The sequence below is a fragment of the Rhodococcoides sp. S146-33 genome, assembly GCF_059489205.1.
Genome location: NZ_JCAJWY010000012.1, coordinates 17,659 through 43,796, shown reverse-complemented (window position 1 = coordinate 43,796; position 26,138 = coordinate 17,659). Strand labels below are relative to the sequence as shown.

The window sequence follows — 26,138 nt, the reverse complement described above, 5'->3', positions numbered from 1 at the left end:
GATCAGTGCCCTCAATCTATGCGAACATACGTTCGATGTCGAACTACCTGCGTGTGCCCGTAGCTGGCCCTGGTTCGCGAACCCTGGCGGCGTTCACGAGGTGGTCGAGGGAGAGTTCGGGGTCGGCCGTCAGGTGGCGATGTTGGGCGAGCAGACGCCTGATGTGATCGAGGTCCGCGCGCACAGTCGGGTCGTCGGGGTCGTAGCCCTCGTCGATGATGGCGGCGCGTTCGTCTGGGTCCATATTTAGTTCGACGCGGCGGCGTCGGGCGCGGTTCCCGTGTCGTAGATCAGGTCGTCAGAGCCGTCGTAGCGGTAGGCCCGCTGTCCGCTGGGGAGCGTCACCCATCCGGCCTGTCCATGATCGGGATTCGGATCGAAACTGCGGTCGCTGGTCATGGGATCAGTATCTCGTTCGCCGTGCCTGCACGGTTGGGTGGTCAGCTGTTGACGAGTTGACTGGCTCGCTGAAAAGTCACTCCGAGAAGTGCTCCGATGTCGCGGACGGGTACCTGAGCGGTGGCGAGTTTCTTCGCGAAGGCCTCGGTGCTGGCCTTGACGCGGGCTTCGTCCTCGGCCAGACGTGCTCGCTGTGTCGCGATCTCGGCGATGCGGACCGCGAGATCCTCTCCCCCGGGTTCGAGTTCGATGTGCTGCTCGATCTCGACATCGGCGAGGGCGACTCCGGTTTCGAGGGCAATGAGTTCTTTCGCTGCGGTGGGGACATCGTCGATCCGACGGGCTTGAGTGAGGGCGTCGAGTTCGGGGACGGCGATCATCCACCACTTGCCGTCTCGGGTGACCGACACCGTGTAGGTCTTGTTCACTGCTGGGCCTCCTTCATGGCTGCGAGGATCTTGCGGTAGACACCGGGCGAGATCGTCCGGTGCCCATCGGGCACAGTCACTTTGACTGCGCCGTCGGCCGAGACCCACGTGCTGTGTGATCCGACCGTGCGGACCGAGGTGAACCCGGCCACTTTGAGGGCCTTGACCACTTTCCGCGTGGGCTGCTCGGTAACCATGACTTTAGTCTAGTCGATTGGACGCTTTCTAGTCAAGTTGACTAGACAAAATATGGTCGAGTGTCGGTGCTGTGGTCGACACGGAGGAAGTGCGTATTACGCATTTCCTCATCCGGTTCATCTGCCTGCGGGTTCGGTCTGGTTAGGGTGGTCATCGACAGAAGTGTGTTTCCATTCGAGAGAGGCCGCATAGAACCGTGGCGAAAAAAGTATTCACCCAATTGGTCGACGATATCGACGGCTCCGTCATCGACGACGAATCAGGCGAGACGATCGAATTCTCCGTCAACGGTGTCGACTACCTCGTAGACCTGAAAGCGAAGAACGCCAGCGAGTTTCACCGCAAGATCGGCTACTACATCGAGCACGCGACCCGTGTCGGCGGGCGTAAGCGTCGGCACTCCCCCACCTCCACGGCTCCATCTGCTGCACCCTCGAACAGCGGGGCCACACGTGATCCGGCTCAGACCAGAGCGATCCGGCAATGGGCCGCAGACAACGGCCACAAAATCAGCGACAGGGGGCGCATTCCCGCCTCTATCGAAGAAGCATTCAACGCTGCACACTGATCATTACTTCAGGATCACCGCGCGAACTCGACGGTGTATCCGGCCTGACCGTCGATCGCCAGGCTGTACTGCACACCATCGAGCGTTGTCATGTTCCAGCCCTCCTTGACGATCAACGTCTCACCCATGGGCAGCGATTGAATTCGACTGACCGCGAACGAATCGACGTCGCCATCGCTCACTTCCTGAATACCGCTGTACTCGCCCTGTTCGGCGTTTGTCGCCTGGGTAGAGACAATATCCGGCATGGTCGAGTCGGGCGATGTGTTCTTGACGGTGACCGGAAAATAGACGCTGACCGGCTGTAGAGGCCGGTCGTACGCGGTGATCGCGTTCTCACTCGGTGTGAACTCGACCGGTGCGCCGACGGTGATCTCCAGTTGGACCTGGCCCGATCGCACTTTCCTGCTGTAGATCGCGGTCTGTCCGAACTTGCATGGTTCGGGAAACAGTTCGATTCCCGTCGTGTCGCAAATCATCGGGTCGGCCGGGGAAGGTTCCGCTTCCTGTGCCGGGGCAGGCTGCGGAGAGGATTGTTCGGCGCTCGAGGCCGCTGCGGCGTCGGTCGTGGACGCGTCGTCGTCCTCTGCGAGCGCCCCGACGGTGATGATGCCCGCCAGGATGACACCGACTCCGCCGAGTACGGCCCACATTCGCCAGGGGGGCTTCGGCTTTGGTCGACGGAAGGTCATGGTGGTGCGCACGAGACCGTCCTGTCGGTCGACGAGTTCCCAGCCTTCCTGCTGCTTGTTTGCGATCGTTTTCGATTCGGTACCCCGGATCACCTTGATCTCGGTGACCTCGTACCGCGCCTGTTCGGCGTCCATGTCTCTTCCCGTTCTTCGATAGTGGTGATGCGGGTCGACCCCACATCCCGTGATGCGGGGTGGCGGCGCTCGCTCGGTGCTCGCCCCGAAAAGTGTTCGGTGACAGGGGCTACGAATTGTCCAGTCGGTCGCGTAGTGACGCGATTCCGAGTCGGGTGAGAGTGCCCGCGTCGTGTGCCCGGACACCACTGCCGGTCAGGCGTCGAACGGCGTCCGGGTCGTCGTCGACGAAGCCGCGCAGCCACGCCGGGTGCCGGTTGATCACTGCCCTGGCGTGCCCGAGTTTGATCTGCCAGGCCTGCCGTGTGTGGTGGTTGTACTCGGAGGCAGGGCGGCCCAAGACCGCTCTCCCCTCGGGAAAGTCCTGGTCGGTGAGCCACGCACGTGTCGCGGGCAGGGCATATGCGGGCCGCGTCGTCGAATAGACGATCGTGTAGCCGAGACCGTGCACCGCCCACGCCAGATCGTGTCCGCCGGCGAGCACTGCGGCTTCGGGCACGTGGGCGAAGAATTCGCGCCACCGCTGAGCTGGGTCGATCTCCTGGTCGGCCAACACGCCTGCGTGCGCGGACAGGTCCGCCATGACACCGTCGATGTCGATCATGACAACCCGGTCCTCGTTCGGGCGGTGCACCCGAGGCCTGGGCCGGCGCCGGGTCGGTGCTGGCCGGGTCGGCTCGGTGACGGTGTCCACCCCTCGTTCATACCCGAGCGATATCGGCATTTTCGGTGGCGCGCCGCAGAGATGACGCGGTGTTCATTTCCGACGACGCAGACCCCACGGAATCGGTGTTGCGCGCTGCGGCGAGGACGGTATCGAGACACTCTCGATAACCGCTGGAAAGCGACGCCCTGAACCCTGTCGGGACGATGTGGGCCAGTAGGCGATACCCGGCCAGTGAAGATGCCAGAACGCGCGCGAACTTCTCTGCGGTGAAACCTGCTCGCAACGAGCCTGATTCGGCAGCTCGGCGTGCGAGGTCGAGTACCGCCGCCTCCCACGCTGCGGACGAGCGATGAGCATGAAAGTCCGGTTCCACGCTCAACCTGGCTTCGGCGCGCAAGGAGACGTCGTGGTCGAAGGCCTGCGCAGCGTCGTCGACCATGCCAACGATCGCATCGAGCGGAGGGACACCGTCAGCAGTACTCCAACGTGTCGCTATTGCCGTGTAGGCGGCGGCGGCGGTATCGAGGACCGCGGCAGCTATCTCTCGCTTGGAGGAGAAGTGGAAGTACATCGCACCCTTGGTGCTCGACGTGTTGTCGAGAATTCGGGTGATCGACGATCCGGCGTACCCGTACTGCGCGAATTCTGTTGCCGCTCCTTGCACTATGTTCGCGCGTGTTCGGAGGGCCCGCTTCTGGGTCATCGCATCGCACCCGCGTAGTCGCGATCGGTGCTCGCCGAGTCGTAATCGGCGTCGTCGTAGCCGGAACTCGCTTCGGCCGCGTCGTCGGCACCGTGGCCGTGATCGGTTTCGGCGTTATGCGCCCGGTCGACGGCGGTGGGAGCTGCGGTGCTGCGTTCGCTGGCGATGTTCTGCTGTACCTGAGTCCAGGTCTTGATGTGCCGCGAGACCGTCGAGGTGTGGAGCTCGAGGTGGCGTGCGATGTCACTGAATGACCAGTCGGGGTTTGCGAGGTAGAGGTCGACGCTGGTCCACACGGCAGGCTTGAGCAGGCCGTTGTCGAGGTCCTCGTCTATCCCGGCGAGTGCCGATCCTGCTGTTGTGCTGGACTGTTCGCTCTCCACGCGGTCGAGCGGGTCTTCGATGCGAGCTGTGTCGGTGGTCGTGTCGAACGATTGGGGGGTCTCGATCGGGGTCGTGGTTGCGGCACGGCGTCGGCGAGGTGCACGGAGCACAACAGCGACGATTTCGCTCATCGTGAGGACCATCGCTGGCGCTAATGCTGCTATTGCTGCTGCGACGGCGGCGTTGAGGACGGTGGCGGTCAGGACGGCGTGGTAGGCGTTGCCTGCGATGGACAGGATCGCCGAGACGGTCAGCACTGCCACGACGAGTCGCCGGCCTCTTTTGGTGGCGGCGTCGGTGTGTTGAGAGAGCGCGATCCGGATGACAGCTGCGGCGAGGATCGGGCCGTCGAGAGCGACGGGGATGACCCAGGCATCGGCCTGGTGGATGCCGGCCATGACGGCGAGGTCGAGCAAGGTGGAGAAGGAGAGCTTGAAGGATGCTGCGCCGACGACGACGGCGATGGCCAGCCCGGTGATCAGTGCACCGGTCAGCACGCGGGGGTGGATGTCGAGGGTGTCCTCGCTGGTGGAGTCGAGGTCGGGAGTACTAGCGTTGTTCATTGATCGCAGGTCCGTTCTGTGATCGACCGGCCCCGGCGGTGTGTCCGCACTGCCGGGGCCTTTGTGGCCGGATGGGGTACTTGGTTGCTCACAACCGGGCGCGTAGATCCTCGAACCACTGCGCTGCGGTATTGAGATCAGGTAAGTCGATGTCGTACCGAAGACGTTCTAGGGCATCGACTTCGGTGCAATCGAGGTCAGCGAGCTTGCGCATGTCCTGCAAGATCACGGCGACCGCGAGTAGTTCACCGGTCGACCATGCAGGCCACGGTTCGGGCCAGATCGTTGCATCTGCGGGCGAAGTGGGCTTTGGCGAGCCAGTCGGTGGCGTAGCGATCGGCTTTGGTGGTAGTCATCGTCGTTCAGCTCCTGGTTGTCATGGCGCGGGCTACCGGCGGGGCCGAGCAGGACCAGCAGCATCGGCGGCTGCGGCGGTCCAGCCGTTCACTCCCACTGGGCGACACTCGTCGTGATAGACCGGATGAGACGGCACCAGACTCGCCGGAGTATCGGAGTGCCACTGGTCGCACCACGCGCACCGAATGACCACCCGTTCGGCGGTCATGAAATCGACTCGACGACGGGGCCGAACTTAGCTCCATCGAACACACCAATGGCGTGGCGACTGGCGTTGGGGGTCATCGCTTTTCAGCTCCTGGTGGTTGTGGGGCGGGGTGTGGGTACTCCGTCACGCTGCTCGCGGGCACGGATGAGGGCGGCGTATACGGCTGATCGGCTCAGTCCGTACAGTTCCATGAGTTTCACGGCACCGAACTCGCCGGATTCGTAGTCCTTGAGGATGCGTTCATGTTGCAGTGCAGTGAGTTTGGGTTTGCGGCCGGTCATCCGGCCCTGCTCTTTGGCGATCGCGACGCCCTCGCGGGTGCGTGCGCGCGTCAGGTCGGCCTCGAACTCGGCCATCGCGCCGAGGACGGTGAAGAACATCTTGCTCGACGGATCGCCGGGGCTGTAGACCTGGCCGCCGTAGATCAACCGTGCACCTTTGGCGTCGAGCTCGGTGACGATGGCGTTCAGGTCGGTGACCGATCGGCCGAGTCTGTCGAGTTTCGTGACCACCAAGGTGTCCCCCTTCCCCACTGCCGCGAGGGCTTCGGCGAGGCCGGGTCGTTCCCGGTTACGTCCGGTGTATCCGCGGTCGGTGTAGATGTTGCCGGTATCGACGCCCATCCGGCGAAGGGCTGTGCGCTGCGCTCGCAGATCCTGCCCTCGTGTGGAGCATCGGGCGTACCCGATCAGGTTTTCGTCCACCTGGAGCCCTCCGTCTCGGATCGTGCGATCAAACTGGAATTACTTGCAACACTATCTACCAGGACACCGACAGGCTGGTCCGGAGCGTCGACCGAATCGGCTCTGAGGTGTCTCGATAGACGAACGTCAAACAGGACACCCCTTCGACAGACCCAGCCGTCAATCGGTGAGAGGACGACCAGCCGAAAGCTGAGCATCGGAGTCGTCATACCGCTTCCCCTCGTTGTGGGCAAGCTCGCGGGCCTCCGCTTCGCGAAGCAGCGCCTTCTCTACGAACTGCGACCAAGATTTGTCGTCTTCGAGGTGAGATGTCGCTCGGAATACTCCGCGCGCCCGAGCGAACACACCTTGGTCGATGTAGACCGTGATTCGCTTCGACTCCTTAGCTGCGGAGCCATTCGGGGCCGTCTTCGAGTCTGGTGGCGGTGTAGCGGCCGGAGTTGGCGCTGCGGTCCGATTCTTCGCTTGCAGCCTCGAAAGGTCTCCCGTCACCGGGTGCGAGCGACGTGGAGCCAACCCGGTGACCACTCGCTTCTGAGGCTCGGTCATGCGGTGGCCTCCCCTTCTGCTGCGGTGATGCGCGCGATTACTTCTTGGGTGATGGCGAGGAGGTCATCAGCGACTGAGCTGGACGATCGCGGAGATAGCGCTTGGGCCTGCGCTTCCCCTCTGATCACCTCGTACCATTTCGGGCCACTCTTCACGGCGTCGTCGAGCTCATGGACCAGAAGGCCTCGCTCACGCGTGGCATGGGCTGTTGCTTCTGCGTGACGCACGAAGTTCGTAAACATGACGCTGTCGTCTTGGAAAGCCTCGGCGACGAGGGCGCGCGCTTTGGCTTGGACAGCCGTCGCCGACTTCCCTACTCCGACCAAGACGACGCCCAGCAAGTCGAGCCGAGGGTTGATGTCGAGCACTGCATCGAGTCTGTGGGCGACTGCCTTCAAGCCCTTACGGCTCGACGCATCGCTTTTGATCGGCACAATCGCCCACCGTGCGGCGGCAAGCGCAGCGTTCTGCAGAGTCTCATCACCGGGCGGGCAGTCGATGATTATCAGGTCGTAGTGCTCGGCCAGCGGAGCCAGAAGGTCCGCGAGCGCCAGCTTCGCACCGCTTGGATCTTTCGCTGCCTTGTTGGCCAACGCAGCTGCGGCCTGCTCCAAGTGCGCTCCCCCCGTCAGGACGTCCAAGTTCTCACGAACTCCTCGAACAGGCTCTGCACGGCCACCGAAGGTGAGCGCAGCGGCGAGCGCACGTCCGTCGTCATCGTTGTCTGTGTCCGTATAGCCGAGATCTTCCGCGAGGTTGCCCTGGGAATCGAAGTCAACGATCAGCACTCGGTAACCCGAGGCTGCGGCCAATCCCCCAACGTTGGCGGAGAGCGTGGTCTTCATGACGCCCCCCTTACCGTTTATGAACGCAACGACTCTGTCGCGGTCGTACGTGTCGTTCGCACTCATCAGTAGATCGACCCTTCCTTGTCTTCGTCGTACGGGACAGGTGGCGTTGAACTCTTACCACTGGCAATACAGACAATAGCGTTAATACTGCCATTGCAGCCTTAACGGGTAATAGCAGGAAAAACAGCATTGCTGGTACAGCCCGTATTAGCAGCATACACTGCAAAGCTGTTTTTAGCAGTATTACTGTCAATTGCAAGAAGGATCTTGCTCTGCAACGACCCGCAACACTGCGCAACGCGAGACTGATCTGTACACCTTCGCAGGTCAACAAGGATTAGCAGTATTACTGTCACAAGACACGCCTGGGGACAATGACAGTATTACTGGTATACCTTCCTGCTGTCCGGCCTGCCTCAACCGGACAGCAGTGCCTCGTGCGGACCCACGAAGCACTGCCTCCCACACCTCCCTTACGGCCTCCACGACATGCATACTGGTAATGCTGGCATAACTGGCATTACTGTCTCTGCGCTCTCTGTCTAGACCGCGGGCAAATTGTTCACGGGGTTGGTGGGTGGTGCCGGGCGCAAAGAACCCACTAGACAATGACAGCGCCGAGTTCGTGACTGAGCAGATCGAGCGCTTCTAGGACTGGATCTGTCGGCGGTGGCCCAGCAGCCATCTGTGCGGCCCACAGTTGCTCCGCGTCTCGTTCGTCGAGCGGGGGAGCGGGGGCCCTACTCAACCAGTCAGGTACCTGTTCGCCAGCTGTTGTGTCCGGTGGTGGTGGCGCGAAGCGGTTTTCGAGCCAGACGTGCCACAGCAGCCGCTCGGCACGATGTCGGATCACCCGTTCGTTCGTCACCGCATAGAGGCCGTGAGCGGCTGCTACGTCGTCCAACGAGGTGTCGCCGGTACTCAGGGTGCCCCCCGTGCGTTTGATGAGTCCTGCGGCGATGAGGTCCGCCAGAATTGCGTATCCGTTGGATGGTCTCAACAACGCTGCTGCGAAGACGTCGTCGACGTTTGTCGCGAGACCGTTGTTGACCAGGTCGTACACGGTACGGCCGCGTAGCCCGAGCACGCTCCAGGCGTGGTGGACCGGCTCGACTCGCGCCCGCAGGATCCGGACAGAACTGGGTTCCTTGGCCGCCGGTGTAGTCAAGGCGTATCTGTCAGCCTCTTGTCCCGCACCGCGCGACACCAACAGAACTGGCGATCCTGGGGTATCCCGCAACACCCGCAACGCGCTCCACACGGTTGATTCCGACATCAATCCAGCCGAGTGCGACAGACTCCGCCCGCCGATGGCCACCACTGCCACACCCTCTACCAGCTCACCAGCCAGAGCTGAGCTGTAGGCGAGGGCCTGGACAACCGCGAGCAGTACCTGCCTGTGGCGGCTACCAAGAAATTCTCGATCGATCCATATCGTGGCGTGAGCTAACCATCGCCGGCGTACTTCGTCGTTGAGGAAAACCCCATGCCCCCCCGTGTGCTTGTTCTTGTGCGTGAGTTGATGGAATTCTCCTGCGTTTGTCGCTGCCCAGGTCAAGGCCTTGCCTACGTCTCTGAGCAGGGCGGCAGGTGCGCCATTGCCGTACTTGTCGTAGGACCGTTTGACGCCCGCCCATTGGTCGGTGGAGAGGGAGGCCGCGATGTCTGTGGCACTGGCACCGCGCAGGACTGCGTGGCTGATGACGGACTGGCGTGCTTCGGAGTGGGAGGACCACCGTGTTGTGTCGAGCTCGCCAGTGGCCGCGTAGGTCTCCACTGCGGCTGGTGTGGGGCTGCGCCGGTGGTACTGATGGTGCAGCCGTTGGTCGTCGCCGGTCCCGACGATTCGTTCATCTCGAGTGATCGCGGCCGCGACGGCGTCTACTGGGGTGCGGTGGCGTGGGGGAGTTGCGCCACCGAGGAGGGCGACCATGCGCGCGACGACGCCGGGTTCGGATCTGAGAGTGAATGCGTCGACGGCGTCGTCGACCGTTCCATCGAGCTGTCGGTATCCGCCTTCTCGGCACGGTGAGCCTGGGGGAGTGATGCACCCTGTGAGTGCGTTGAGCATGGGCACTGGGTCGAAGGTGGCCAGTCGCGTGTCCAAGAGCTGCATCAGCACGCGGATGTCGTCGACCCGTAGCGGGGTGTCAGTCGCCAGTGGGACCAGGACGTGTCGGCCTCCGCTGGTGGAGCGGTCTGTAACCGCGCGGCCGCCGCATTCGCTCAGCCAGGTCAGGATTCGCTCGACATCGGCATCTACCTGCGCTGAGCTGTGTTGCTTGGCATCGAAATCCAGCGCAAGCACGCTCGTCCGGCCACGCACGTAGATCGGCACGGCGGCCGGTACGGCTGGCAACCGAGTGGTCAGACGTCGTGACGTGTCGAACTTGCCAGTGCTTCCGCACACACGCATTGACCGTCGAGCGGCCAGCAACGGCGACAGCCGTCTCCAAGTGGCGGCGGGTGACGACTTTGGCGAGCCGACACGGGCGTTAAATCTTGTACCTTCATCAGGGCGCGATGTACCCTGAGACCTGTCTAGCACGACAGTGTCCCTTCCTGGGGGTCACGCAGTATGACGATCGAGTTGGCGCTCGTTCGTCAACAACTTGAGCTCAGAGCCTCCGGTCAGACCACCGGGGGCTCTGTTGCGTCAAGAGGTGCGTTCTATTGACGTTTCAGGTCACCTCAAGCGGTGTGTCTTAGGGTCCCCGCTTCCTCACCGGATTGAAGAAGCTCTTCGAGGCGGACGCCGACTAGGTCCGCAATGGCCTTCGAGAGCAACGAGTTCGCGTTCTGTCCGCGCTTCGCAGCCTCGTCCTTGAGGGCCTTTTTGACGGCAGGATGAACCGTGCAGTTGAGCTGCACACCGTCATAGTTATGTATCCGCGGCCGGCCTACGAGCCGAGGTGGATCACTCCTAGTCATGTCGCATAGCGTGCCTTAACGCCTAGGCAAAAGGCGGTAGGACACGCCGACCTCGAGGAATTTTCGGGTAGGTCTATTTTCGGGGTCTGCGAGTCACCGTGGCTTTGTCCAGCTTCCACGCTCGTACTCCGAGGAAGAGCCCTGCGACCAGGAGCACAATGCCTGCCACAGCCGCACCGAGCGGTCCGTAGCGAGTTCCCCAGAGGATCGAGCGCTTGGCGGTTGCTGCCTGATCGGCCAGCCGCGCGACCGTGTCATCGCTGAACACCGTCCTCGCGTCGAGAGTTGTGACGGGTTTGGCGTCACCCTCGCTTCTCGCAAGCCACCGGTGTGGATGCTCCTCGACCAGCACGATGGACCCTGATGTCGGCTCTACCCATATGTTCCGGGTGTTCTCGTAGTAGAGATTCATCCTGGTAGGTGTGTCGCCCGATAGGCCCCATTTGTTCGCGGGGAGGGTCAGTGTGGCGGCATCTCCGATGCTCGCACCTAGATCTGTCGCCGGAATGGTCTGTGCGAAGTGGAACAAAGGGAGCCCGTCCACAACTCGATCGGCATCCACGAAGTCGATTGGGTTCGTTTGACGTGACGTGCCGTCGTAGTAGGGATACGACGTCTTCTGTACATCGAACGGGAACTTGTATTGGAGGCCGGCCCGAGGTGTGTGAACGGCCGGCGCGTCAGCTTCCGTCTGGGTGGTGGAAGCAGGGTCTTCGAGAGGATATCCGGATCGTCGGTCCAGAGTCACCCGGTCGATGGACGCCGAAACGAGACCACTTTGAGGACCGTTGTCGGTACGGAAAGTCTGTTGAGCTGCTTGAAGCGTCGTGATCTCGTCCGAGACCGGGTCTTCCGTGGTCACGTATGTGTTGATTGTTAGGTCGACGCCCGAGTCGGTCACTATTGGCCCAGGTCGCAGGGTGGACGTCGTGTCGAGCACGGCGGCGTCGGGCGCGAGCGAGGTCGTGTCCGACTGCACGCTGAGGGGTATCACCTTGAGTTCGCTGGCCCCGTACGTCGCCAGGGTTGCGGAGCCTGCGATCAAAAATGAGCCAGCTCCAGCGACTGCACAAATCAAGACGCGGCTACTTCTGGGGCGTTCGGCGTCGTTGTCTTTCGGCACCCGCAGATGTTACCCAGCGGTAGGGACCGTTCATTCGGGCCATCACGCGAGAGGTAGCCTTCTTCTCGAACGAGGCCACGCGGCCGAGCACAGCGGTCGGTGTGGCCTGAGCGCCAGCAAGCTACGTCGGGGGAAGTTCCGTGCCTGTTTCCGATCCGTTCGCTCTCGGTCTGAGCGTTGTGGCAGCAACACAACTCCACGATGAGCTGCGTGAGGCCGCGCCGGTCCATCGCACTCTCGGACCGGAAGGGCATGACGCAGCGATTGTGACCCGTTACGACGACGTCACCGCCCTTCTCGCAGACCGCAGGATCGTCAATGTGCGGCCAGGTGGCCCGAAAGGCAGCCCTGGATTGCCGCTGCCGCCGATGCTGGCTCGGAACCTCCTCAACACCGATGTCGATGACCACCGCCGTTTGAGAGGACTCGCGGCACCAGCCTTTTCCAGACGTCACCTCCAAGAGGTCCGAGATCTGGTCGCTTCGCACGTGGACTCACAGCTCGACGGTCTAGCCAAAGCTGGCAACAACGGGGAGCAGGTCGATCTCTTTTCCGGTCTCACCTCTCCACTTCCTGCGCGGGTGATCGCCGAAATGCTCGGCATCGAAGACGATGCAGCCCGCCGGTTCCGCGAGGCGGCTGCAGACGTTATGGCGGTCGAGGTCCCGTCCAAGCTATCCGGCAAATCTGGCGACCCGCGAGTACCAGCCATGACATCGATCGTCGTCATCCTCTACGAGGTGATCGCTCAGAAGCGGGCGTCGCCGGACGGTGGGCTGATCAGTGAATGGATAGCTGCCAGGGACTCCTCGGACAAACTGAGCGAGGAAGAGCTCCTCTCACTCGCCTTCCTCGTGTTTCTCGCGGGCTTCGAGAACTCGGTCTATCAAATCGCGAACGCGATCGCAGTGCTCGCGGCGCGAGATCGTGCAGACCTATTGAGCTTGATGCAAGACGAAGCCGCCTGGCGGCAACACTTGCCATCACTGGCTTTCGAGGCTGTTCCTGGCTCGTACGCAACTCGTAGGTTCGCAACCGAGGACATCGAAGTCGCAGGCATCGTGATTCCACGCGGGCTGCCCATCTACCTATCACTGAGAGCGGCAAGTACCGACCCAAATAGAGGAGAGCGGCCGCATCTAACCTTCGGTCGCGGCCCGCACTTCTGCCCTGGATCCGACCTCGCCATGATGCAGCTCGATATAGCCGTCCGGAAGCTGTTCGCACGCTTTCCTGGCTTGGAGGTGCTAGGGACCGTGGACCAACTGCCACAGCGACCAACGTGGCGAACACACGGCCCCACCTCGGTTCCAACCCTGCTTCACGACACCCAGAGCAAAGAGGAAAACCGATGACACCTGCCCGGGACTGGCTCTTGGTCTTCGTCGACCCGACCGCAAGCAACCCCAGTACCTACCAGATCGTGGCCGAAGGCAGCGTCCCGCGTATTCGCACTGTCAAGAATCTTTTTCGAGGGGCGGCGCTCAAGACGGTCGTTTCCCTGATCCGCGAATGCGAAACACACAAAGAATACCGCAAAAGCGACAATATACCCAAGGAAGCCTGCGAGGCGTTGGGAGAATCGGCAGTCGCATATCCGATATTCAATGCAGACAGCACGGTAGTCACGGCCGTACAATTTTGGTGCGGTTCGCTAGCAGGCCAGATCCCCAATCGACCTCTGATCGGTTCCTGGGAGTGGCATACCGACGCAGACGAGGACGATCCCGCACCTCCACAGCTCTACATGGATTCGGTAGCCCTGGACCACATCGGAATGGAGAAGGAGCATCGCGACCGGACTGTATTCGGTCCAGCCGACCTCTACACACGATCTGCACGTCTCTCCGATTCACTACGCCACATTCGCAAGCTTCGCGCTATGCCGGATACATTGACGGCAGAATCGAGCCCTATCGAGGCGGCGGATTTGATCATTTCTCGTGGCGAGGTGACACAGCAGCTTCATTACTGCGAACGCGCGGTCAGTGACCGCCGAATTCAAGGTGTGTGTTGGATAGGGGAAGCACCACGACAGCAAATTCGAGAGTCGATGCTGGATTCGTGGCTCAGCACCGTCTTGGCCGCTGCATCCGATATGTACGTCGGGGTCGGTGATACGAGCTACAAGTATCCGTATTTCGTAAAATGGGTTACCGAGCACCTCCCCGGCTTGGGGCATGGCGTCAGTACCGGTGGAACATTCGCGCTTCATGAGGATGACTTTCCGAAAATCGTTCAGTGGATCTCCGAGCTCGATGAAGGCAAGATGGTCAGCGGGGAAGTGCGGGCCAGAAGGGGTGGTGGCGGCTATCTGACCGCCAAGTTCAACACCACGCCTCTCGACCCTGAGGTCAACCCGAAGATTGCTCTGGTGATGATCCAGCCTGATACCTCAGCGGTCGAGAGCGGCAACCAATGAAAGGCGTGGGCCTCTCATCCTGGCGGATCGTATACAACGTGGCGTTGTTCATCGCTTTCGTCGTGGTATATCTCCGGCAGGATATCTTCGCGGCCACTATCGTTGTAATGGCGGGGGTGGCGGGTGAAATTATCGTTACTGTCGCCCTTAGGCAAAAGGTCAGCCGGCTTCAATGGATCGGTTTAGTCGTGGTGACCACACTGGGGAGTGCAACGCTCCTTCTGCGCGACGATACGTTTATCAAGTTGCGGCCAACTGCGGTCTACTGGCTGATTGCTGCGACTTTTGGCATCGCTCTGGTTATGGATAAGAATCCGATCGAACTAATAGTCCGTCGATGGTTCGACGCACCAGGCGAGCTGTGGATTCGACTTACCAAAATTTGGATAGTAATCCTGGCAGTAATCGGAGCGCTGAATTTGGCTCTCGCTTTCTCCGTGTCTACGGACACCTGGGTTTTGTGGCGGGTCTTCGGAGCGCCTGGCGTGATCGCTGTCCTGATAACCGCACAAGTGGTCCGGTATAGGGGATTCCTACAAAAGGCGCGCGCCGATTCCCCCCTGTCGTGATCATGGTGTAATTTGACTAATTGCCAACTGAGTTGATCTAGATCCCGTCTTGACGGGATGACGCACGTGACCCCTTTGGGCGCGGGCCCGGTCGCCATGGCAGCGCACCTCGCACTGCGAGGTTGCGGAGCAACCCCTTCCGGTGCCCGCCCGCGCACACAGAAAGCAGGCCCTTTGTGGGCCCATTTGTGATGCGTGCAGCAAGGCAAGGGGGTTGATCTACAGATGAAACTAAGCGGGCTCGCCCTTCGGGCGAAGTCGTGCTCGATCGAACGCCTTCCGCAGCTCTTCGGGCGTGATCTCAAGGGCCGCTGCTACCCGACGTTCCACGTCCGGAGTCAGACCACCTTCACCGCGTTCGATGCGACCGATCGCTGCCGTGCTCACGCCCGCCACACGGCCAAGCAGAGGCTGCGTGAGACCTCGGATGATGCGCCAGTCACCGGGGTAGCGGTCGTCAGGCGCGATGTCGACGATGTCTTCAACAGACTTGCCCAGCTGGTCCAGTACACGCACCAGCACATCAATCTGAGGACTACGGATTCCCTTTTCCCATCGTCCGATCGCGGACTCGGTGACATTGGCAAGCCGACCCAGCTCGTTGCGCGTGAGCTTGGCGTCCGTTCGGGCTTCGAGAAGCCTGGCAGCGGAGAAACCGCGCATCACGCGGCGAGACACAGTGCCAGCCGTCGCGGAATCGGGATGGTTGACATTACTGGACACGATGCCCCTCAACGTTTAGGGTTGGCACATTGGCTGATTATGTCGGCTGACTCGATTGGCCAGACTAGCTCACATGTCCAGCTCGCTGGACGGAAAACCCAAGGAGGGGTTGCCAGCAACTAGTTCACAGTTCTTGCTCGGATTCGTCTGAGCGAGTAGCCCGGGTAAGCAGCAGAACCCTGCACGTCCGGACTGCGAGGAACCCTCAGCGCCTTTGTTGATTGGCGTCTACGGCGGCGCTGAGGGCCTCTTCTCCATCGAGCTCCACACCAACCACCGATCTAGGCAAGTACGGGCTGGCACCCGCACTTCGCCGTCAACGACCTGCAATCGATTTGGAGGACGACAATGACATCTTCTCATCCAGGCGCAGTGTTACACCTCGATTCGGACCGTAACTTGCCCCTTTGCCCGGCGATGAACACCGGCATTCCTGGTTTCGCAGTTTGCTCGCTCCCTGCGGGCACTCACGACATCCATCAGCTTCGGTGCGAGGACTCCGGTCAACTCCTTGGTGAGTGGACCGACGCGGACATGACATTCCGTGAGCCCACCAACGAACCTCGCCGGGATATCGAGTTCAGCCACGTGGCCTGACCCCCAGTCTCGACTGGGGTCACCCCCTGAGCCCAGTCGACCGATGGACCGGCGCGAGGGTCGCGCGGCGACGCTTCACTCGTCATGTGCCGAACCGTGCGACCCCGCCGGGACATCAGCATCTCACTCAAATTGGCTCTACCAGAAAGGAATACGCCCGATGCCTTGGATCTTCTCGCAGCTCTGGTTCTGGCTCAGCCTACTGGGCTGAGTGCTCGTGGATGCCAGCGTGCAACGGACGCCCGCTGGCATCCACTCCCAAGGCATCACCTGTCGTCCGCGCTGAGGGTTCACCCGAAGGCTGACCCTCGTTTTCGGTCGTTCCCCAGCGCGGACGGTGGTGGTTCCACCATCAACCACTCCTGTCACACATCACCCAATACCGCTGCATCACAGCGGTTTACGAAAGGCACAGCCACACAATGTCTCCTCAGCAAGGAATTGGTGGGCGTCACCGCCGCCGCAGGGACCGGGCTCTCGTTCTCACTGCCGTTCCCGTGGCCGTCGCACTGGCGTGGGGCACCGCGACCGCCCATGCGGCACCGCAGGACTTCGTGACTGCACCCGACACCGCACAGTCCGGAACCACCGACACCACCCCCGTTGCGCCGCCGCCGGCCCCAACCAGTGAACGCAAGTTCCTGCCCAACTACCAGCCCTCGCCCCAGGTGCAGCAGACCGAATGGCGTAGCTACAACGACTACCGGTCCGGCAACCAGCAGTCGTCGTACCAGAACACCTACTACGAGCCCGCCCCCGCGCCGCAGGCCGCACCGACCGACGCACCGCCCGCCCTGCAAGCGGCCCCGCCGACCCCGCCGCCGGTTCCGACCGTGCAGCGCAAGGTCATTGCGCCGATCGACGCACCCGAGGGCTATGTCCTCGTCGGCGGCGAGCTCGTGCCGTACGACCCGAACCTGCTCGATCCGAACTTGGTCGAGCAGTTCAACAACACCGGGGCCGCCATTCAGGCCGACGGTGGAAACTGGCTCGTGGACAACGGATTCGCCGACGCATCCCGCGCTGACCGAATCGCTGCGGGCACCATCACCGGCGTCGTCGCCGGTGGCGCGGCCGGCCTCGCCGCATCCGCCGTCCCGGCCGCAGTCATCACCGGCACCGCCGCTGCAATCGGCGGCGGACTCGGCGTCGCAGCGACTACCGGCACCGGAGCGATCGTCTGGGGCGGACCGGTCGGCTGGGTCTTCATCCCCGGCGCAGCAGCACTCGCCGGAGCAGGCGTGGGCGCAGCCCTGTCGGCACCGATCGTGCTGGGCCTGACCGGTGCAGGCGCTGCGATCGGCGGCGTCCTCGGTGCCACCGTCCTCGGCGGTGAGCAGCAGATCATCGAAGAGCCCGCCCCGCTCCCGGCACCCGAGGCCGTCCCGGCACCCCCGGCCCCGCCGGTCACCGCCGCCCCGCTGGCACTGGATGCCCCCAGCGTTCAGAGCGCCGTCGACGCCCCGGTGTGGACCGAACCGGCCTTCGAGCAGGCCACGCAGTTCACCTCGACAGTGCTCGAGCAGCCCGCTGTGGCTGACACCGTCGCCGCGGTGAGCACTGCCGTCGCACCGGTTCTCGACCAGGCGAACGCTGCCCTGGCAGGCCTGAACCTCGCGATCTGATCTCCGGGTGCAGCCCGACCACCGGTGGTCGGGCTGTATCCGAAGGTTCGATCCCGTTCCTGCACTTCGACACTCGGAAAGGCCCTGTTGTGGCACCTCGAGAGACCCCCGACGACAGCTCCGATGATTGGTTCGCCGACCCTGTCGTCGCCGACACAGAGACTGCCGCTGCAGCGTCCGAGCGCAGACTGACCGTCCTGACCGACCAGCACCACACCGACGTCGATCCCGACGACGACTGGTTCGCTGGCGACTCTGCGGAGGACATGGGCTCCGCCCGGCCAGCGGATGGATACAGCTCCTTCGACGATCGGACCTCTCTACTTCGCGCTGGAGGCCCCTACACCGCGCCAACGCCGCCCCCACGGTCGTGGTGGCGTCGCCACCGGTCCACTGTCGCCGTCACGATTGCCCTCACGGTCTTGGTCGGAGGAGGCTTGGGAGCAGCTCTGGTCCTCACCGGTGTCGGTGACAAACCGCAGGCCCCTGCCGCACTGCTTCCCGACGACATCGTCACCACCACAACCGTTCCCACATCGGCGGCTCCCGCTGCCGCCGGTGCCGCCGCCGCCGATGTCACCTGGTGCCGGGGGCAAGCCGACGGTGACCCGGTCACCGAAGACGGTGACGACCCCGGCGCGGTGGCGATCTGGCGGTTCGAGAAGGCCTTCTACTTCGACCGCGACGGTGCCGCCGCCCGCGCAGCAGGTGCACCGGATGCGGTGATGGCGTCCGCGCAGAGACTCCAGCAGGGGATCGACCAGCTCGAACCCGACATCGAGTTCTGTGTCCTGGCCGACCCGATCGACGCCGGGATCTACGACGTCACCGTCGTCGAGCGCGGACCCGGGATCGACGGCCGGATGAGCCGTCAACGGATCACCACCACCGAGCAGCAGGACGGCGCAACGCTCATCTCCGCCATCGTCCCGCGCTGACCCCATGACCAGGCACATCCGCTGGATCCCACCGAAGAAGAGAGAAGCCGTGCACACAACCATCGACCAGGTTCGCCGCCTTACCCCGCGCCTGCTCGCCGCCACCGCCGCGATGACGGTCGCGGTCTCCGCCAGCGGCGTCGCGGCCGCGCAGCCCTCCGCCACACCCACACCGTCCGGATCGGCGACCACCAGCCAATCCAGCTCCGACGGCAACTGCCCGGTACTACATCTCGTCGTCGTCCCCGGCACCACCGAGATCGACGAAAACACCTCACCCGACACCGATTCCGGCTTCTTCTCCCGCCTGACCGTCCCGGCGATGCGCGATGCGAACTCCGGTGATGGACCCGCTCTCGAACGCAGCTACGTTCCCTACCCGGCATCGTTCGGCGGCAAGCCAGGGGACCGCTCCGCCGTTCCCTACGCCCAGTCCGTCGACATCGGCGTCGAGAACACCACCAAGATGATCTCCGACATCGCCGCACGGTGCCCCGGCACCAAAGTCTTCCTCTCCGGCTACTCCCAGGGCGGCGAGGTCGCCTCCCAGGTAACCCGCGACATCGGGGCAGGAACCGGACCCGTCGACGCCGACCACTTCGCCGGCGCAGCACTGTTCTCCGACCCCACCCGCGCCGAAGGTGAAGACGTCATCGCCGGCGGCGGCTCCACCCCCGCTCCGGCACCGGGCACCAGCGGTGCAGCCGTGGACACCGTCCAACTCGCCCCGGCCGTCGCCGCAGCCGCCCCCGCAGGTGGCGGTATCGCACCGACACCGAAGATCGCCGGATTCGGAGCAGTGTCGGACCGGGTCGCCTCGTACTGCACCGCAGGCGATCTCGCGTGCGACACCCCCGTCGACGCCCCCGCCGCCAAGCTGGTGGCATCCATTGCCGGACAGTCCTCGATGGACACCCGTGACCCCGTCCGGATCCTCACCGACGTCTCCACCGCCGTCGGACGCACCGCCCTGATGACCGGTGCGTCGGTGATCAACGACAACATCGACTTCGACTCCAAGGCAGGACGATTCGAGGTCAACTCCTCGTCGGAGACCGTTCTGTCGAAGATGGCGAAGTACTCCGACCCGTCCGCCACCTCGACCGACGAGATGATCGACGAAGCGGTCGGTGCGGTCACCAAGATCGCCGGTATGGCCATCGGCGCGGCGATCACCGTCGCCAAGGACGTCATCACCCCCGAGACGATCGGCCAGCTCGCCACCGTCGGTCTGACCAACCCACCCGCAGCCCTCGGCATACTCGCCACCAAAGTGCTGTCCTCGGCGGTCAAGCTCGTGCCCCCGGCGACCATCGACTCGGCCGTCGACGTCGCATTCAAGGAAGTGTCGAACACCATCGACGAGAACGCCGGTCTCGCGCAGCTCGTCACCGACACCTCGTACTGGAACACCGCCACCAAACACGGCTCCTACGACAGTGTTCCGGTCGGATCCAAAGGTGAGACCCCCGTCGAGCTGACCGTGCGGTGGATTGTCGCACTCGCCGCTGACCTGACCGGCGATCAGTCTCTCGCCGACAAGGTCGGGGCAGTGATCAAACAGGGCGCGGCCTTGTTCGCCACCACGGACACCGTCCGCAGTGCCGGGAGCATCCTCGCCGCCCACGCCACCGTCGGAGCCACCGGAACCGCAACGACGACCTCAGCGGCCACCACGACGACCCCCTCTGTTTCTGCCGCTGTGCCGACCACCGTCTCACCAACCACCACTCGGTGACCGAGAACGCCGGAGAAGGAGGTGCGCCCGAGATGGCCGCACAACCAGCTGAGCACCATGACTATTACCGAGACGACGACGTGTCGGTCACCCCGGCCGGGCTGCGGATACCGCCGCCCGAACGCCGAGCACCGATTCACGACGACCCGGTTGCAGTCCACGGTCGCCCGCCCGTGATGTGGCTCCTCGCCGCTCACGGGCGCTCCGGCGCAGGCACACTCGCTCAGATCTGGGCCCCGGCGGGCGATGCTCGCCGGGGCTGGCCCGCAGCCGACCGGCACCGCAACGTCGTGGTCGTGTGCCGTACGGACCGGGCCGGCCTTGACGCTGCCCACGATCTTCTCCTGCAAGCTCAGGCCGGCCTCGTCGGCGACTGCACTCTCCTCGGACTGGTCCTTGTTCCCGACGCCCCCGGCCCACTCCCCAAGACCCTGCGCCGATGGGGGGACGTCGTCGCCTCCGCAGCACCAGCTGTGTGGCGAGTCCCGTACGTCGAGGATCTGCGCACCCACAGACAGAACGAACTCGCGATCTGGACCCCCACCGAACCAGACCCACCCCCACCAGGGCGGATGCGAGCCCCCGCCCCCTCTACGACCAGCCCACACCACGAACTCGCCGCGATCGGGCGGGAGATCTTCACCGCCGCCCGCAATGCGTCAGGCCACTGAACCGCACTCTCTCACCAACACCCAAGGAGAACACCATGATTGCCAGCCTCACCGCATCGACGACCACATTCCTCGCGCAGAACATCGGCGACGTCAGCCCCCAAGCACCGGACGGCCCCACCGGGGACAAGATCTTGACCCTGCTGTCCTGGCTGATGTGGGGATGCATCATCGCTGCCGTCGCCGGAATCATGATCTGCGGCGCGATGCTCGCGTACGAGAAAATCTCCGGCGGCGGCCAAGGCGGCAACGCGACCGGCAAACTCGTCGGCGGACTGTTCGGGTCCATCGTCATCGGTGGTGCCGCAGGCCTGGTCAACATGCTCGTCCTATGACCATCGTGAACTGGACTCTGTGGGGTCTGATCATTGCCTCGATTGTCGGAGTCATGGTCGGCAGCGGTGAGCTTGCGTACGACCAATTCAGGGGCCGCTGGTGTCAGGCCAACCAGCGGGCCACCGGACTGCTGTATGCGTCAATACTGCTCGGATTCGTTGCTGGAGTGGCGAATACAGTGGCCACGGCGGCGATGACATGAACACCGACGTGCTCGCGCAACCACCGACCTCACCGGTCGAGTGGCCCGACGAGGTGTGGCAGCCGATCATGACGGGCCTGTCGTGGCTGCTCTGGTTCGCCATCGTCACCTGCATCGCAGCACTGTTCGTGTGCGGGGCGGTATTCGTCAACCAACGCAAATCCACCGGAACACAGATGGTCGAGGACGCCACCCTGGCCCGGATCCTTATCTGTGCCGCCATCATCGGATCCGCATCCGGAATCGCCCAAGCCGTACTCGCCTGACAAACCCACTTTCTCTGCGCCCGAACTGCATCGACCCGAAAGGCATTCTCCTGATGACCGTCTCCCGCACACTCCGGATCGCCGCGACAGCGGCGACCGTCCTCGCACTCGCTGCGTGCGGATCCGGCAACGACGACACGGCGACCGCCACCCCGGATCCGGCACCGGATCTGCGCTCCGCCCCGGCCGAGCTGACCTGGCGCGAGATCGCAGGGGTATCGGTGCCGACCTCGCGGGTCGACGGGCCCTTCGCTGGGACATCGGTGAATCGCAGCGGATATGCACAGACCCCACAAGGTGCTGTCCTGGCCGCGATCAACGGGCAGACCGCACTCGCCGTCGCCGACGACCGCGCGTGGCCGGAAGTAGTCAACACCGTCACCGCACCCGGGCCCGGACGTGACGAGTTCGCGGCCGCACGCGCCGCCGTCACCGTCTCCGGATCCGTCCCGGCCGACGCTGCACCGAAGTTCGTCGGGTTCGAGGTCACCGACTACTCCAATGATCCGCTCTCGGCGGGGGTGTCGGTGGCACAAACCATCGGAACTGCCGACCAGATCTATTCCTATCCCGTTGCACTGCAATGGATCGCCGACGACTGGCGCATCGTCCTACCGACCGCGCAAGAGAACATCGACGCCGTCGAATTGAACTCCCTCGACGGCTACACCACTTTGGAGCGCACCTCATGAGCCGCCGCATCCGCAGCATTCTGATCGCAGTCTCGGCCCTGGTCGTCGTCGCAGTCGTCGGAGCGATCTTCTTCATCGTCCCAAACATGAACGACGACGACACCCCGCCGACCACCGCTGGTCCACCGCCCACGACAGCAGCACCTACCCCCGGTGACTCCGAGCTCGACACCGGCGCGGAAGGCTTCGGTGTTCCCGACGCCGATCTGTCCGGGCGCACGGTGATGGTCCCGAACAACCCGGCTGGGCAACCACTGCCGCAACGTGCGCCGACCGGCCCGCGTGTCGAATGCACCAACGACGGCCGTCCGGTGACGTCCCCGGAGTCGATGATGATCCAACGCAACTTCGGTGTCTCGACCCTCTACTCCGAGACAGATGGGCCGTCGTACATCGACGGCCTGGTCCTCGCCGGCTACACCCGCACCCCGCAAGGGGCGGCACTGGCCGCAGCGAACTTCCTACCCCGCGGACTCGCGGGCGGACCTGTGGCTGTCGAATCCACGGAGAAGCTCACCCTGATACCCGACGAGAAGATCGGTACCCAGGAGAAGAAAGAAGCAGAACTCGCGAAACCGGTCAACACCGAGACTGTGGCATTGCGGGCACCCATGGCGTTCAAGATTCTCTCCTGCACAGATAGTTTCGCCGTCGTCGAGCTCGCTCAGATCCGCGATGTCGATGACGCCGGTAGACGGATGCAGAACCCGACCTACACAGGACTGCGCCTGAATATGGCGTGGGATGGTGGCACCTGGAAGGTCAGCAAACTCGACGGTGCCACTACTGGCGGCCCGTACAGCTCGCTCGATGGTTTCACCCGGTGGGCACTGTGACCCGCACAGCGGCCTTGGCCGCCCGCGCTGTCGTCATTGCACTGCTCTCACTGATCGCGGTCGTCGGGGCCAGCGGACTCGCACACGCCCAAGACCCCACCCCCGCCCCAGCACCGAATCTGACCGAGCAGATCAACCCCGACGCCGACGGCAACGACTTCCAGCAACAACGCCGCGAGTGCGTCGCCGAAGGCTCGCCGGTCCTCGGTGACGGTTGGCTCAACGATGCGCTCGAGGGAACCGCAGTCGGTGGCTTCATGGACGAGGCACTGTGCCTGGACAACGCGTTCAGTGATCACCCCGGTGACGCTTTCTCCACCGCCGTCGACTCCACACTCTCGACATTCTGGGGCGACCCGGTCGGGGACTTCGCCAAATCGGTCATGGAAGGCAACACCCAAGCATTCCGGTCGGTGATGACCTTCTGGATGTCCTCTGGCATACCCGGATTGGCCGCAGAAAACGCCATGTCGGGTCTGCGGAACCTCATCTCCGGGTTCACCGTCGTCGCCTTGTTCGCCTCCATCATCATCGCGATGATCAAGCTCGCGATCGCCCGCAAACAAGCGGTGATGGAAGGAGCCACCGAGACCGCGACCATGCTGGTCCGCACCGTCGTCACCGTCTCGTTGCTCCCAATCCTGGTGCTGATGTTCCACCAAGGCGGAGACATCGCCTCGGCATACGCGCTGGAAAAGTTCGTCGGCGGCGATCTGAACGAAAAAATCACTGCCATCACGGCATTCGACGACAAGACCGGTCTCGGCCCGATCCTGGCGCTCGCGTGCGCTGGGTTCGCGTTCCTCGGGTCGGTCGCCCAATTGATCGCACTGTTGATCCGTGAGGCGGTGCTGTGTGTCGTCGTCGCCGTCATCCCGCTCGCTGCTGCCGCGTCGGCCACCGGCACCGGGCGCAGCTCCTACAAGTCGATGATCGCCTTCACTCTCGGCGCGTTGCTGTTCAAGCCGGTCGCGACGCTGCTGTACCTGTTCGCGTTCTGGGCGTCGTCCGCGTCGAGCTCCGACCAAATCGCGACGGTCATCATCGGCTCCGTCCTCCTGGCGATCATCGGGTTCTCCCTGCCGACCCTGATCAAGATCGTCGCTCCCGCAGCGGACACCATCTCCGCCGGTGGCCGCGAAGTCGGTCAACTCGGCGCAGCAGGCGGGGCGGTGATGGGTGCCGGTGGGATGGCTGCATCGCGTGCCCTCGGCTCGGTCGCGAACTCCGTCGGCGGATCCTCGGGTGGCGGCAAGGGCGGGTCTTCGGGTGCGGCCGGTACCGGCGCACGTTCGTCTCCCGGTTTCCAGGGCCGCTACAACGGTGGATCGAGTCCCTCGCACGCGGGCGCATCGTCCGGGCCGATGGGCGCAGCCCGCAGAGCCGGATCGGCCGCTGCATCGGCCGGCCGCACCGGAACCTCGGCAACCCTGCGCGGCGCAGCAGGGGCACTCAAAGCCGCGGGCACCGTCGGCCGCACCGCAGGCTCGGTCTCGACCACTCTCGGCTCGGCCGCTGAAGGCGCAGTCGGCAACTACCACGGACGGATTCAACGATGAGCGCGCAGCTCGAGGCCCCGTACGAGCCGCCGATCTACTCAGCAGGCAACCGGCCGCAGAGCACGTTCGCGTTCGGCCTGCCGACGAAGGTCATCGCCTACGGTGCAGGGTTTTTCGCGGTCTCGTTCGCAGTCCTGATCTTCGTCCACGTCGTCGTCGGACTGGCTCTGATGGGTGTCGGCGCGCTCATCCTCACCCCTCTGGTCATCGCCCCGAACGGCCGAACCCTCTACGAGACAGGACAACTGAGAATGCAATGGATGCGGCGCAAGCACATCGACAAGTCCACCGAGTACCACGCCGGACCACATTCACGGATCCCAGGTGGCCGCTACAAGCTCCCCGGACTGCTCGCCCGCACCAAGGTCTACATCGGAATCGACCGACACGGCAACGAATTCGGGATGATCCACAACCCCGACGATCACCGCTACACCGTCGTCTTCGATGCCCTCCCGGGCGGCGACGAAGCTATCGTTCAGCGCGACAAAGACCTCTACACCGCAGACTGGGGCGTCTACCTCGCCGACCTCGGACTACCCGGCGACATCGTCGGAGCCGTGGTGGTGGTGGAGAACATCCCGGCTACCGGGCTGCGACTGGCGCGGCGCGCCGAACACGAACTCGTGGGGAGCGCACCGCCGCTGGCGAAAGCGTTCGTCGAACAGTCCGCCGTCCGGATGCCCTCGGGTCGCCACCGCACCCTGGCACGGCTGTCGATCACCTTCCGCGCCACCACCCGCGAACGACAGAAGGACCCCGAGGAGATGGCCACCGAACTGGCCCGCCGCCTACCGGATCTGTACGAGTCGCTCTCCGGTGCCGGGATCGACGCACAACCGATGACTGCCGCCGAGATCACCGCGGCCGTGCATCGCTCCTACAACCCCTCGACCGAGAACGACTTCGAGGAACTCGAGATCTCCGGCGAAGAGCACGGCGTCGACTGGGACGACGCCGGCCCGGGACGCGCGAAAACCGAGTGGGGTCACTACCGCCACGACGGCGGAGTCTCGGTGGTGTGGGAAATGGCCGCGCCTCCGGAGTCGGTGTTCACCGACACCGTCCTCAAACCGCTCCTGCAGCCGCACGATGACCTGCCGCGTAAGCGATTGACGCTCGTCTACCGCCCCTACACCGCTGGGGACGCCGCGAAGAAGGTCGACAAGCAACACCGAGATGCCCTGCACGCGATCAATTCTCGCGGCAACAAGATCACCTCCGCCGGGTCGGAGAAGCGGCACGAGATCGCCGAGCAGGCCCGCCGGGAGATGGTTTCCGGGGCCGGATACGAACGCTATTCGGCACTGCTGACGATCACCGTCGGATCGGTCGACGAGATCGCCAACGCCGCCGCCGTCACCGAATCCCTCGCCGCCCGCTCCCGCCTGCGACTGCGGCGTGCGTTCGCCTTCCAAGATGCCGCGTTCGCCGCCGGCCTCGGCGTCGGAGTGCTGCTGCCCGATCAGATCTCCACCTCGATCCTCGTGCGCCGCAGCTAGAG

Annotated in this window: 29 protein-coding genes; 15 read left to right on the top strand and 14 right to left on the bottom strand. The window is 63.7% G+C overall.

The window, feature by feature from the left end:
• Window positions 1-43: 43 nt before the first annotated feature.
• The 4 genes from AC5WEY_RS25360 to AC5WEY_RS25345 are packed head-to-tail and all read right to left on the bottom strand — an operon-like array spanning window position 44 to window position 1,024.
• Window positions 44-244 carry a hypothetical protein gene (locus AC5WEY_RS25360; protein ID WP_495648037.1) on the bottom strand — a complete coding sequence of 67 codons (201 nt, stop codon included), beginning with the start codon at window positions 242-244 and terminating at the stop codon, window positions 44-46.
• A gap of 2 nt (window positions 245-246) precedes the next feature.
• Window positions 247-399: a hypothetical protein gene (locus tag AC5WEY_RS25355; protein WP_176460132.1), complete on the bottom strand. Its 153-nt coding sequence runs from the start codon at window positions 397-399 to the stop codon at window positions 247-249.
• 41 nt (window positions 400-440) lie between these two features.
• On the bottom strand, window positions 441-827 hold the full coding sequence (locus AC5WEY_RS25350; RefSeq protein ID WP_358373406.1) for a HicB family toxin-antitoxin system: 387 nt from the start codon (window positions 825-827) through the stop codon (window positions 441-443).
• Window positions 824-1,024 carry a type II toxin-antitoxin system HicA family toxin gene (locus tag AC5WEY_RS25345; RefSeq protein ID WP_495648036.1) on the bottom strand — a complete coding sequence of 67 codons (201 nt, stop codon included), beginning with the start codon at window positions 1,022-1,024 and terminating at the stop codon, window positions 824-826. The genes AC5WEY_RS25350 and AC5WEY_RS25345 overlap by 4 nt, the downstream gene beginning before the upstream one ends.
• Before the next feature lie 197 nt (window positions 1,025-1,221).
• Between AC5WEY_RS25345 and AC5WEY_RS25340 the strand changes: the two genes are divergently transcribed.
• The gene (locus tag AC5WEY_RS25340) at window positions 1,222-1,593 is read left to right on the top strand and encodes a histone-like nucleoid-structuring protein Lsr2 (protein ID WP_495648035.1); all 372 of its coding nucleotides are present in this window, start codon (window positions 1,222-1,224) and stop codon (window positions 1,591-1,593) included.
• Between the two features lie 14 nt (window positions 1,594-1,607).
• Here the strand turns inward: AC5WEY_RS25340 and AC5WEY_RS25335 are convergent, their stop codons facing one another.
• The 9 genes from AC5WEY_RS25335 to pgfA all read right to left on the bottom strand — a co-directional run bounded on the left by AC5WEY_RS25335 (window position 1,608) and on the right by pgfA (window position 11,460).
• Window positions 1,608-2,420 carry a hypothetical protein gene (locus AC5WEY_RS25335; protein ID WP_495648034.1) on the bottom strand — a complete coding sequence of 271 codons (813 nt, stop codon included), beginning with the start codon at window positions 2,418-2,420 and terminating at the stop codon, window positions 1,608-1,610.
• Between the two features lie 109 nt (window positions 2,421-2,529).
• Window positions 2,530-3,024 (bottom strand): LNS2 domain-containing protein, encoded by a 495-nt coding sequence (locus AC5WEY_RS25330; protein ID WP_495648033.1) that lies wholly within the window; start codon window positions 3,022-3,024, stop codon window positions 2,530-2,532.
• Window positions 3,025-3,121: 97 nt separating this feature from the next.
• The gene (locus AC5WEY_RS25325) at window positions 3,122-3,790 is read right to left on the bottom strand and encodes a TetR family transcriptional regulator (RefSeq protein ID WP_495648032.1); all 669 of its coding nucleotides are present in this window, start codon (window positions 3,788-3,790) and stop codon (window positions 3,122-3,124) included.
• Entirely contained in the window at window positions 3,787-4,737 is a 951-nt protein-coding gene (locus AC5WEY_RS25320; protein ID WP_495648031.1) for a DUF2637 domain-containing protein, read from the bottom strand. Before AC5WEY_RS25320 ends, AC5WEY_RS25325 begins: the two co-directional genes overlap by 4 nt.
• A gap of 648 nt (window positions 4,738-5,385) precedes the next feature.
• The gene (locus AC5WEY_RS25315; protein WP_495648030.1) at window positions 5,386-6,006 is read right to left on the bottom strand and encodes a recombinase family protein; all 621 of its coding nucleotides are present in this window, start codon (window positions 6,004-6,006) and stop codon (window positions 5,386-5,388) included.
• Window positions 6,007-6,165: 159 nt separating this feature from the next.
• A complete protein-coding gene (locus AC5WEY_RS25310) occupies window positions 6,166-6,555 on the bottom strand; it encodes a ParB family protein (RefSeq protein ID WP_495648029.1) in 390 nt (129 codons plus the stop codon).
• The gene (locus AC5WEY_RS25305) at window positions 6,552-7,466 is read right to left on the bottom strand and encodes a ParA family protein (protein WP_495648028.1); all 915 of its coding nucleotides are present in this window, start codon (window positions 7,464-7,466) and stop codon (window positions 6,552-6,554) included. The genes AC5WEY_RS25310 and AC5WEY_RS25305 overlap by 4 nt, the downstream gene beginning before the upstream one ends.
• Window positions 7,467-8,007: 541 nt before the next feature.
• On the bottom strand, window positions 8,008-9,816 hold the full coding sequence (locus AC5WEY_RS25300; RefSeq protein WP_495648027.1) for a hypothetical protein: 1,809 nt from the start codon (window positions 9,814-9,816) through the stop codon (window positions 8,008-8,010).
• Window positions 9,817-10,410: 594 nt separating this feature from the next.
• Window positions 10,411-11,460: a cell envelope lipid trafficking protein PgfA gene (gene pgfA / locus AC5WEY_RS25295; protein ID WP_495648026.1), complete on the bottom strand. Its 1,050-nt coding sequence runs from the start codon at window positions 11,458-11,460 to the stop codon at window positions 10,411-10,413.
• 368 nt (window positions 11,461-11,828) lie between these two features.
• Here pgfA and AC5WEY_RS25290 point away from each other — a divergent pair, with 368 nt between their 5' ends.
• From AC5WEY_RS25290 to AC5WEY_RS25280, 3 genes are read left to right on the top strand one after another with little or no spacing between them, the layout of a single operon-like run.
• A complete protein-coding gene (locus AC5WEY_RS25290; RefSeq protein ID WP_495648025.1) occupies window positions 11,829-12,815 on the top strand; it encodes a cytochrome P450 in 987 nt (328 codons plus the stop codon).
• Window positions 12,812-13,882 carry a GAF domain-containing protein gene (locus AC5WEY_RS25285; protein ID WP_495648024.1) on the top strand — a complete coding sequence of 357 codons (1,071 nt, stop codon included), beginning with the start codon at window positions 12,812-12,814 and terminating at the stop codon, window positions 13,880-13,882. Before AC5WEY_RS25290 ends, AC5WEY_RS25285 begins: the two co-directional genes overlap by 4 nt.
• 38 nt (window positions 13,883-13,920) lie before the next feature.
• Window positions 13,921-14,451 (top strand): inner membrane-spanning protein YciB, encoded by a 531-nt coding sequence (locus AC5WEY_RS25280; protein ID WP_495648023.1) that lies wholly within the window; start codon window positions 13,921-13,923, stop codon window positions 14,449-14,451.
• A gap of 231 nt (window positions 14,452-14,682) precedes the next feature.
• On the opposite strand, the gene AC5WEY_RS25275 is transcribed toward AC5WEY_RS25280, so the two are convergent.
• A complete protein-coding gene (locus AC5WEY_RS25275) occupies window positions 14,683-15,174 on the bottom strand; it encodes a helix-turn-helix domain-containing protein (protein WP_495648022.1) in 492 nt (163 codons plus the stop codon).
• A 1,019-nt stretch (window positions 15,175-16,193) separates the two neighbouring features.
• Between AC5WEY_RS25275 and AC5WEY_RS25270 the strand changes: the two genes are divergently transcribed.
• The 11 genes from AC5WEY_RS25270 to AC5WEY_RS25220 all read left to right on the top strand — a co-directional run bounded on the left by AC5WEY_RS25270 (window position 16,194) and on the right by AC5WEY_RS25220 (window position 26,136).
• A complete protein-coding gene (locus AC5WEY_RS25270) occupies window positions 16,194-17,396 on the top strand; it encodes a hypothetical protein (protein WP_495648021.1) in 1,203 nt (400 codons plus the stop codon).
• Between the two features lie 89 nt (window positions 17,397-17,485).
• Window positions 17,486-18,334 carry a DUF8176 domain-containing protein gene (locus tag AC5WEY_RS25265; protein WP_495648020.1) on the top strand — a complete coding sequence of 283 codons (849 nt, stop codon included), beginning with the start codon at window positions 17,486-17,488 and terminating at the stop codon, window positions 18,332-18,334.
• Window positions 18,335-18,338: 4 nt separating this feature from the next.
• On the top strand, window positions 18,339-20,072 hold the full coding sequence (locus AC5WEY_RS25260; RefSeq protein WP_495648019.1) for a cutinase family protein: 1,734 nt from the start codon (window positions 18,339-18,341) through the stop codon (window positions 20,070-20,072).
• 32 nt (window positions 20,073-20,104) lie between these two features.
• Window positions 20,105-20,743 (top strand): DUF6668 family protein, encoded by a 639-nt coding sequence (locus AC5WEY_RS25255; protein WP_495648018.1) that lies wholly within the window; start codon window positions 20,105-20,107, stop codon window positions 20,741-20,743.
• A 35-nt stretch (window positions 20,744-20,778) separates the two neighbouring features.
• On the top strand, window positions 20,779-21,078 hold the full coding sequence (locus AC5WEY_RS25250; RefSeq protein WP_051364808.1) for a hypothetical protein: 300 nt from the start codon (window positions 20,779-20,781) through the stop codon (window positions 21,076-21,078).
• Complete coding sequence (locus AC5WEY_RS25245; RefSeq protein ID WP_068050841.1) at window positions 21,075-21,281, top strand: hypothetical protein; 207 nt, start codon at window positions 21,075-21,077, stop codon at window positions 21,279-21,281. Before AC5WEY_RS25250 ends, AC5WEY_RS25245 begins: the two co-directional genes overlap by 4 nt.
• Window positions 21,278-21,547 carry a hypothetical protein gene (locus AC5WEY_RS25240; RefSeq protein WP_068050840.1) on the top strand — a complete coding sequence of 90 codons (270 nt, stop codon included), beginning with the start codon at window positions 21,278-21,280 and terminating at the stop codon, window positions 21,545-21,547. The genes AC5WEY_RS25245 and AC5WEY_RS25240 overlap by 4 nt, the downstream gene beginning before the upstream one ends.
• Before the next feature lie 53 nt (window positions 21,548-21,600).
• Window positions 21,601-22,239 carry a DUF8175 domain-containg protein gene (locus tag AC5WEY_RS25235; protein WP_495648017.1) on the top strand — a complete coding sequence of 213 codons (639 nt, stop codon included), beginning with the start codon at window positions 21,601-21,603 and terminating at the stop codon, window positions 22,237-22,239.
• Window positions 22,236-23,075: a DUF8175 domain-containg protein gene (locus AC5WEY_RS25230; protein ID WP_495648016.1), complete on the top strand. Its 840-nt coding sequence runs from the start codon at window positions 22,236-22,238 to the stop codon at window positions 23,073-23,075. The genes AC5WEY_RS25235 and AC5WEY_RS25230 overlap by 4 nt, the downstream gene beginning before the upstream one ends.
• Window positions 23,072-24,634, top strand: coding sequence for a hypothetical protein (locus AC5WEY_RS25225; protein ID WP_495648015.1), 1,563 nt, complete (start codon window positions 23,072-23,074; stop codon window positions 24,632-24,634). Before AC5WEY_RS25230 ends, AC5WEY_RS25225 begins: the two co-directional genes overlap by 4 nt.
• Entirely contained in the window at window positions 24,631-26,136 is a 1,506-nt protein-coding gene (locus AC5WEY_RS25220; protein WP_495648014.1) for an SCO6880 family protein, read from the top strand. Before AC5WEY_RS25225 ends, AC5WEY_RS25220 begins: the two co-directional genes overlap by 4 nt.
• The last annotated feature ends 2 nt before the right edge of the window (window positions 26,137-26,138 follow it).

Bases quoted from the DNA above. Each gene is read 5' to 3' on its own strand.
- AC5WEY_RS25345 (WP_495648036.1), bottom strand. From the start codon at position 1,024: ATGGTTACCGAGCAGCCCACGCGGAAAGTGGTCAAGGCCCTCAAAGTG.
- AC5WEY_RS25220 (WP_495648014.1), top strand. From the start codon at position 24,631: ATGAGCGCGCAGCTCGAGGCCCCGTACGAGCCGCCGATCTACTCAGCA.
- AC5WEY_RS25245 (WP_068050841.1), top strand. From the start codon at position 21,075: ATGACCATCGTGAACTGGACTCTGTGGGGTCTGATCATTGCCTCGATT.
- AC5WEY_RS25335 (WP_495648034.1), bottom strand. From the start codon at position 2,420: ATGGACGCCGAACAGGCGCGGTACGAGGTCACCGAGATCAAGGTGATC.
- AC5WEY_RS25320 (WP_495648031.1), bottom strand. From the start codon at position 4,737: ATGAACAACGCTAGTACTCCCGACCTCGACTCCACCAGCGAGGACACC.
- AC5WEY_RS25255 (WP_495648018.1), top strand. From the start codon at position 20,105: ATGGCCGCACAACCAGCTGAGCACCATGACTATTACCGAGACGACGAC.
- AC5WEY_RS25290 (WP_495648025.1), top strand. From the start codon at position 11,829: ATGCTGGCTCGGAACCTCCTCAACACCGATGTCGATGACCACCGCCGT.
- AC5WEY_RS25230 (WP_495648016.1), top strand. From the start codon at position 22,236: ATGAGCCGCCGCATCCGCAGCATTCTGATCGCAGTCTCGGCCCTGGTC.
- AC5WEY_RS25305 (WP_495648028.1), bottom strand. From the start codon at position 7,466: ATGAGTGCGAACGACACGTACGACCGCGACAGAGTCGTTGCGTTCATA.
- AC5WEY_RS25260 (WP_495648019.1), top strand. From the start codon at position 18,339: ATGACCAGGCACATCCGCTGGATCCCACCGAAGAAGAGAGAAGCCGTG.
- AC5WEY_RS25235 (WP_495648017.1), top strand. From the start codon at position 21,601: ATGACCGTCTCCCGCACACTCCGGATCGCCGCGACAGCGGCGACCGTC.
- AC5WEY_RS25240 (WP_068050840.1), top strand. From the start codon at position 21,278: ATGAACACCGACGTGCTCGCGCAACCACCGACCTCACCGGTCGAGTGG.
- AC5WEY_RS25330 (WP_495648033.1), bottom strand. From the start codon at position 3,024: ATGATCGACATCGACGGTGTCATGGCGGACCTGTCCGCGCACGCAGGC.
- AC5WEY_RS25360 (WP_495648037.1), bottom strand. From the start codon at position 244: ATGGACCCAGACGAACGCGCCGCCATCATCGACGAGGGCTACGACCCC.
- AC5WEY_RS25285 (WP_495648024.1), top strand. From the start codon at position 12,812: ATGACACCTGCCCGGGACTGGCTCTTGGTCTTCGTCGACCCGACCGCA.
- AC5WEY_RS25325 (WP_495648032.1), bottom strand. From the start codon at position 3,790: ATGACCCAGAAGCGGGCCCTCCGAACACGCGCGAACATAGTGCAAGGA.
- AC5WEY_RS25310 (WP_495648029.1), bottom strand. From the start codon at position 6,555: ATGACCGAGCCTCAGAAGCGAGTGGTCACCGGGTTGGCTCCACGTCGC.
- AC5WEY_RS25250 (WP_051364808.1), top strand. From the start codon at position 20,779: ATGATTGCCAGCCTCACCGCATCGACGACCACATTCCTCGCGCAGAAC.
- AC5WEY_RS25270 (WP_495648021.1), top strand. From the start codon at position 16,194: ATGTCTCCTCAGCAAGGAATTGGTGGGCGTCACCGCCGCCGCAGGGAC.
- AC5WEY_RS25355 (WP_176460132.1), bottom strand. From the start codon at position 399: ATGACCAGCGACCGCAGTTTCGATCCGAATCCCGATCATGGACAGGCC.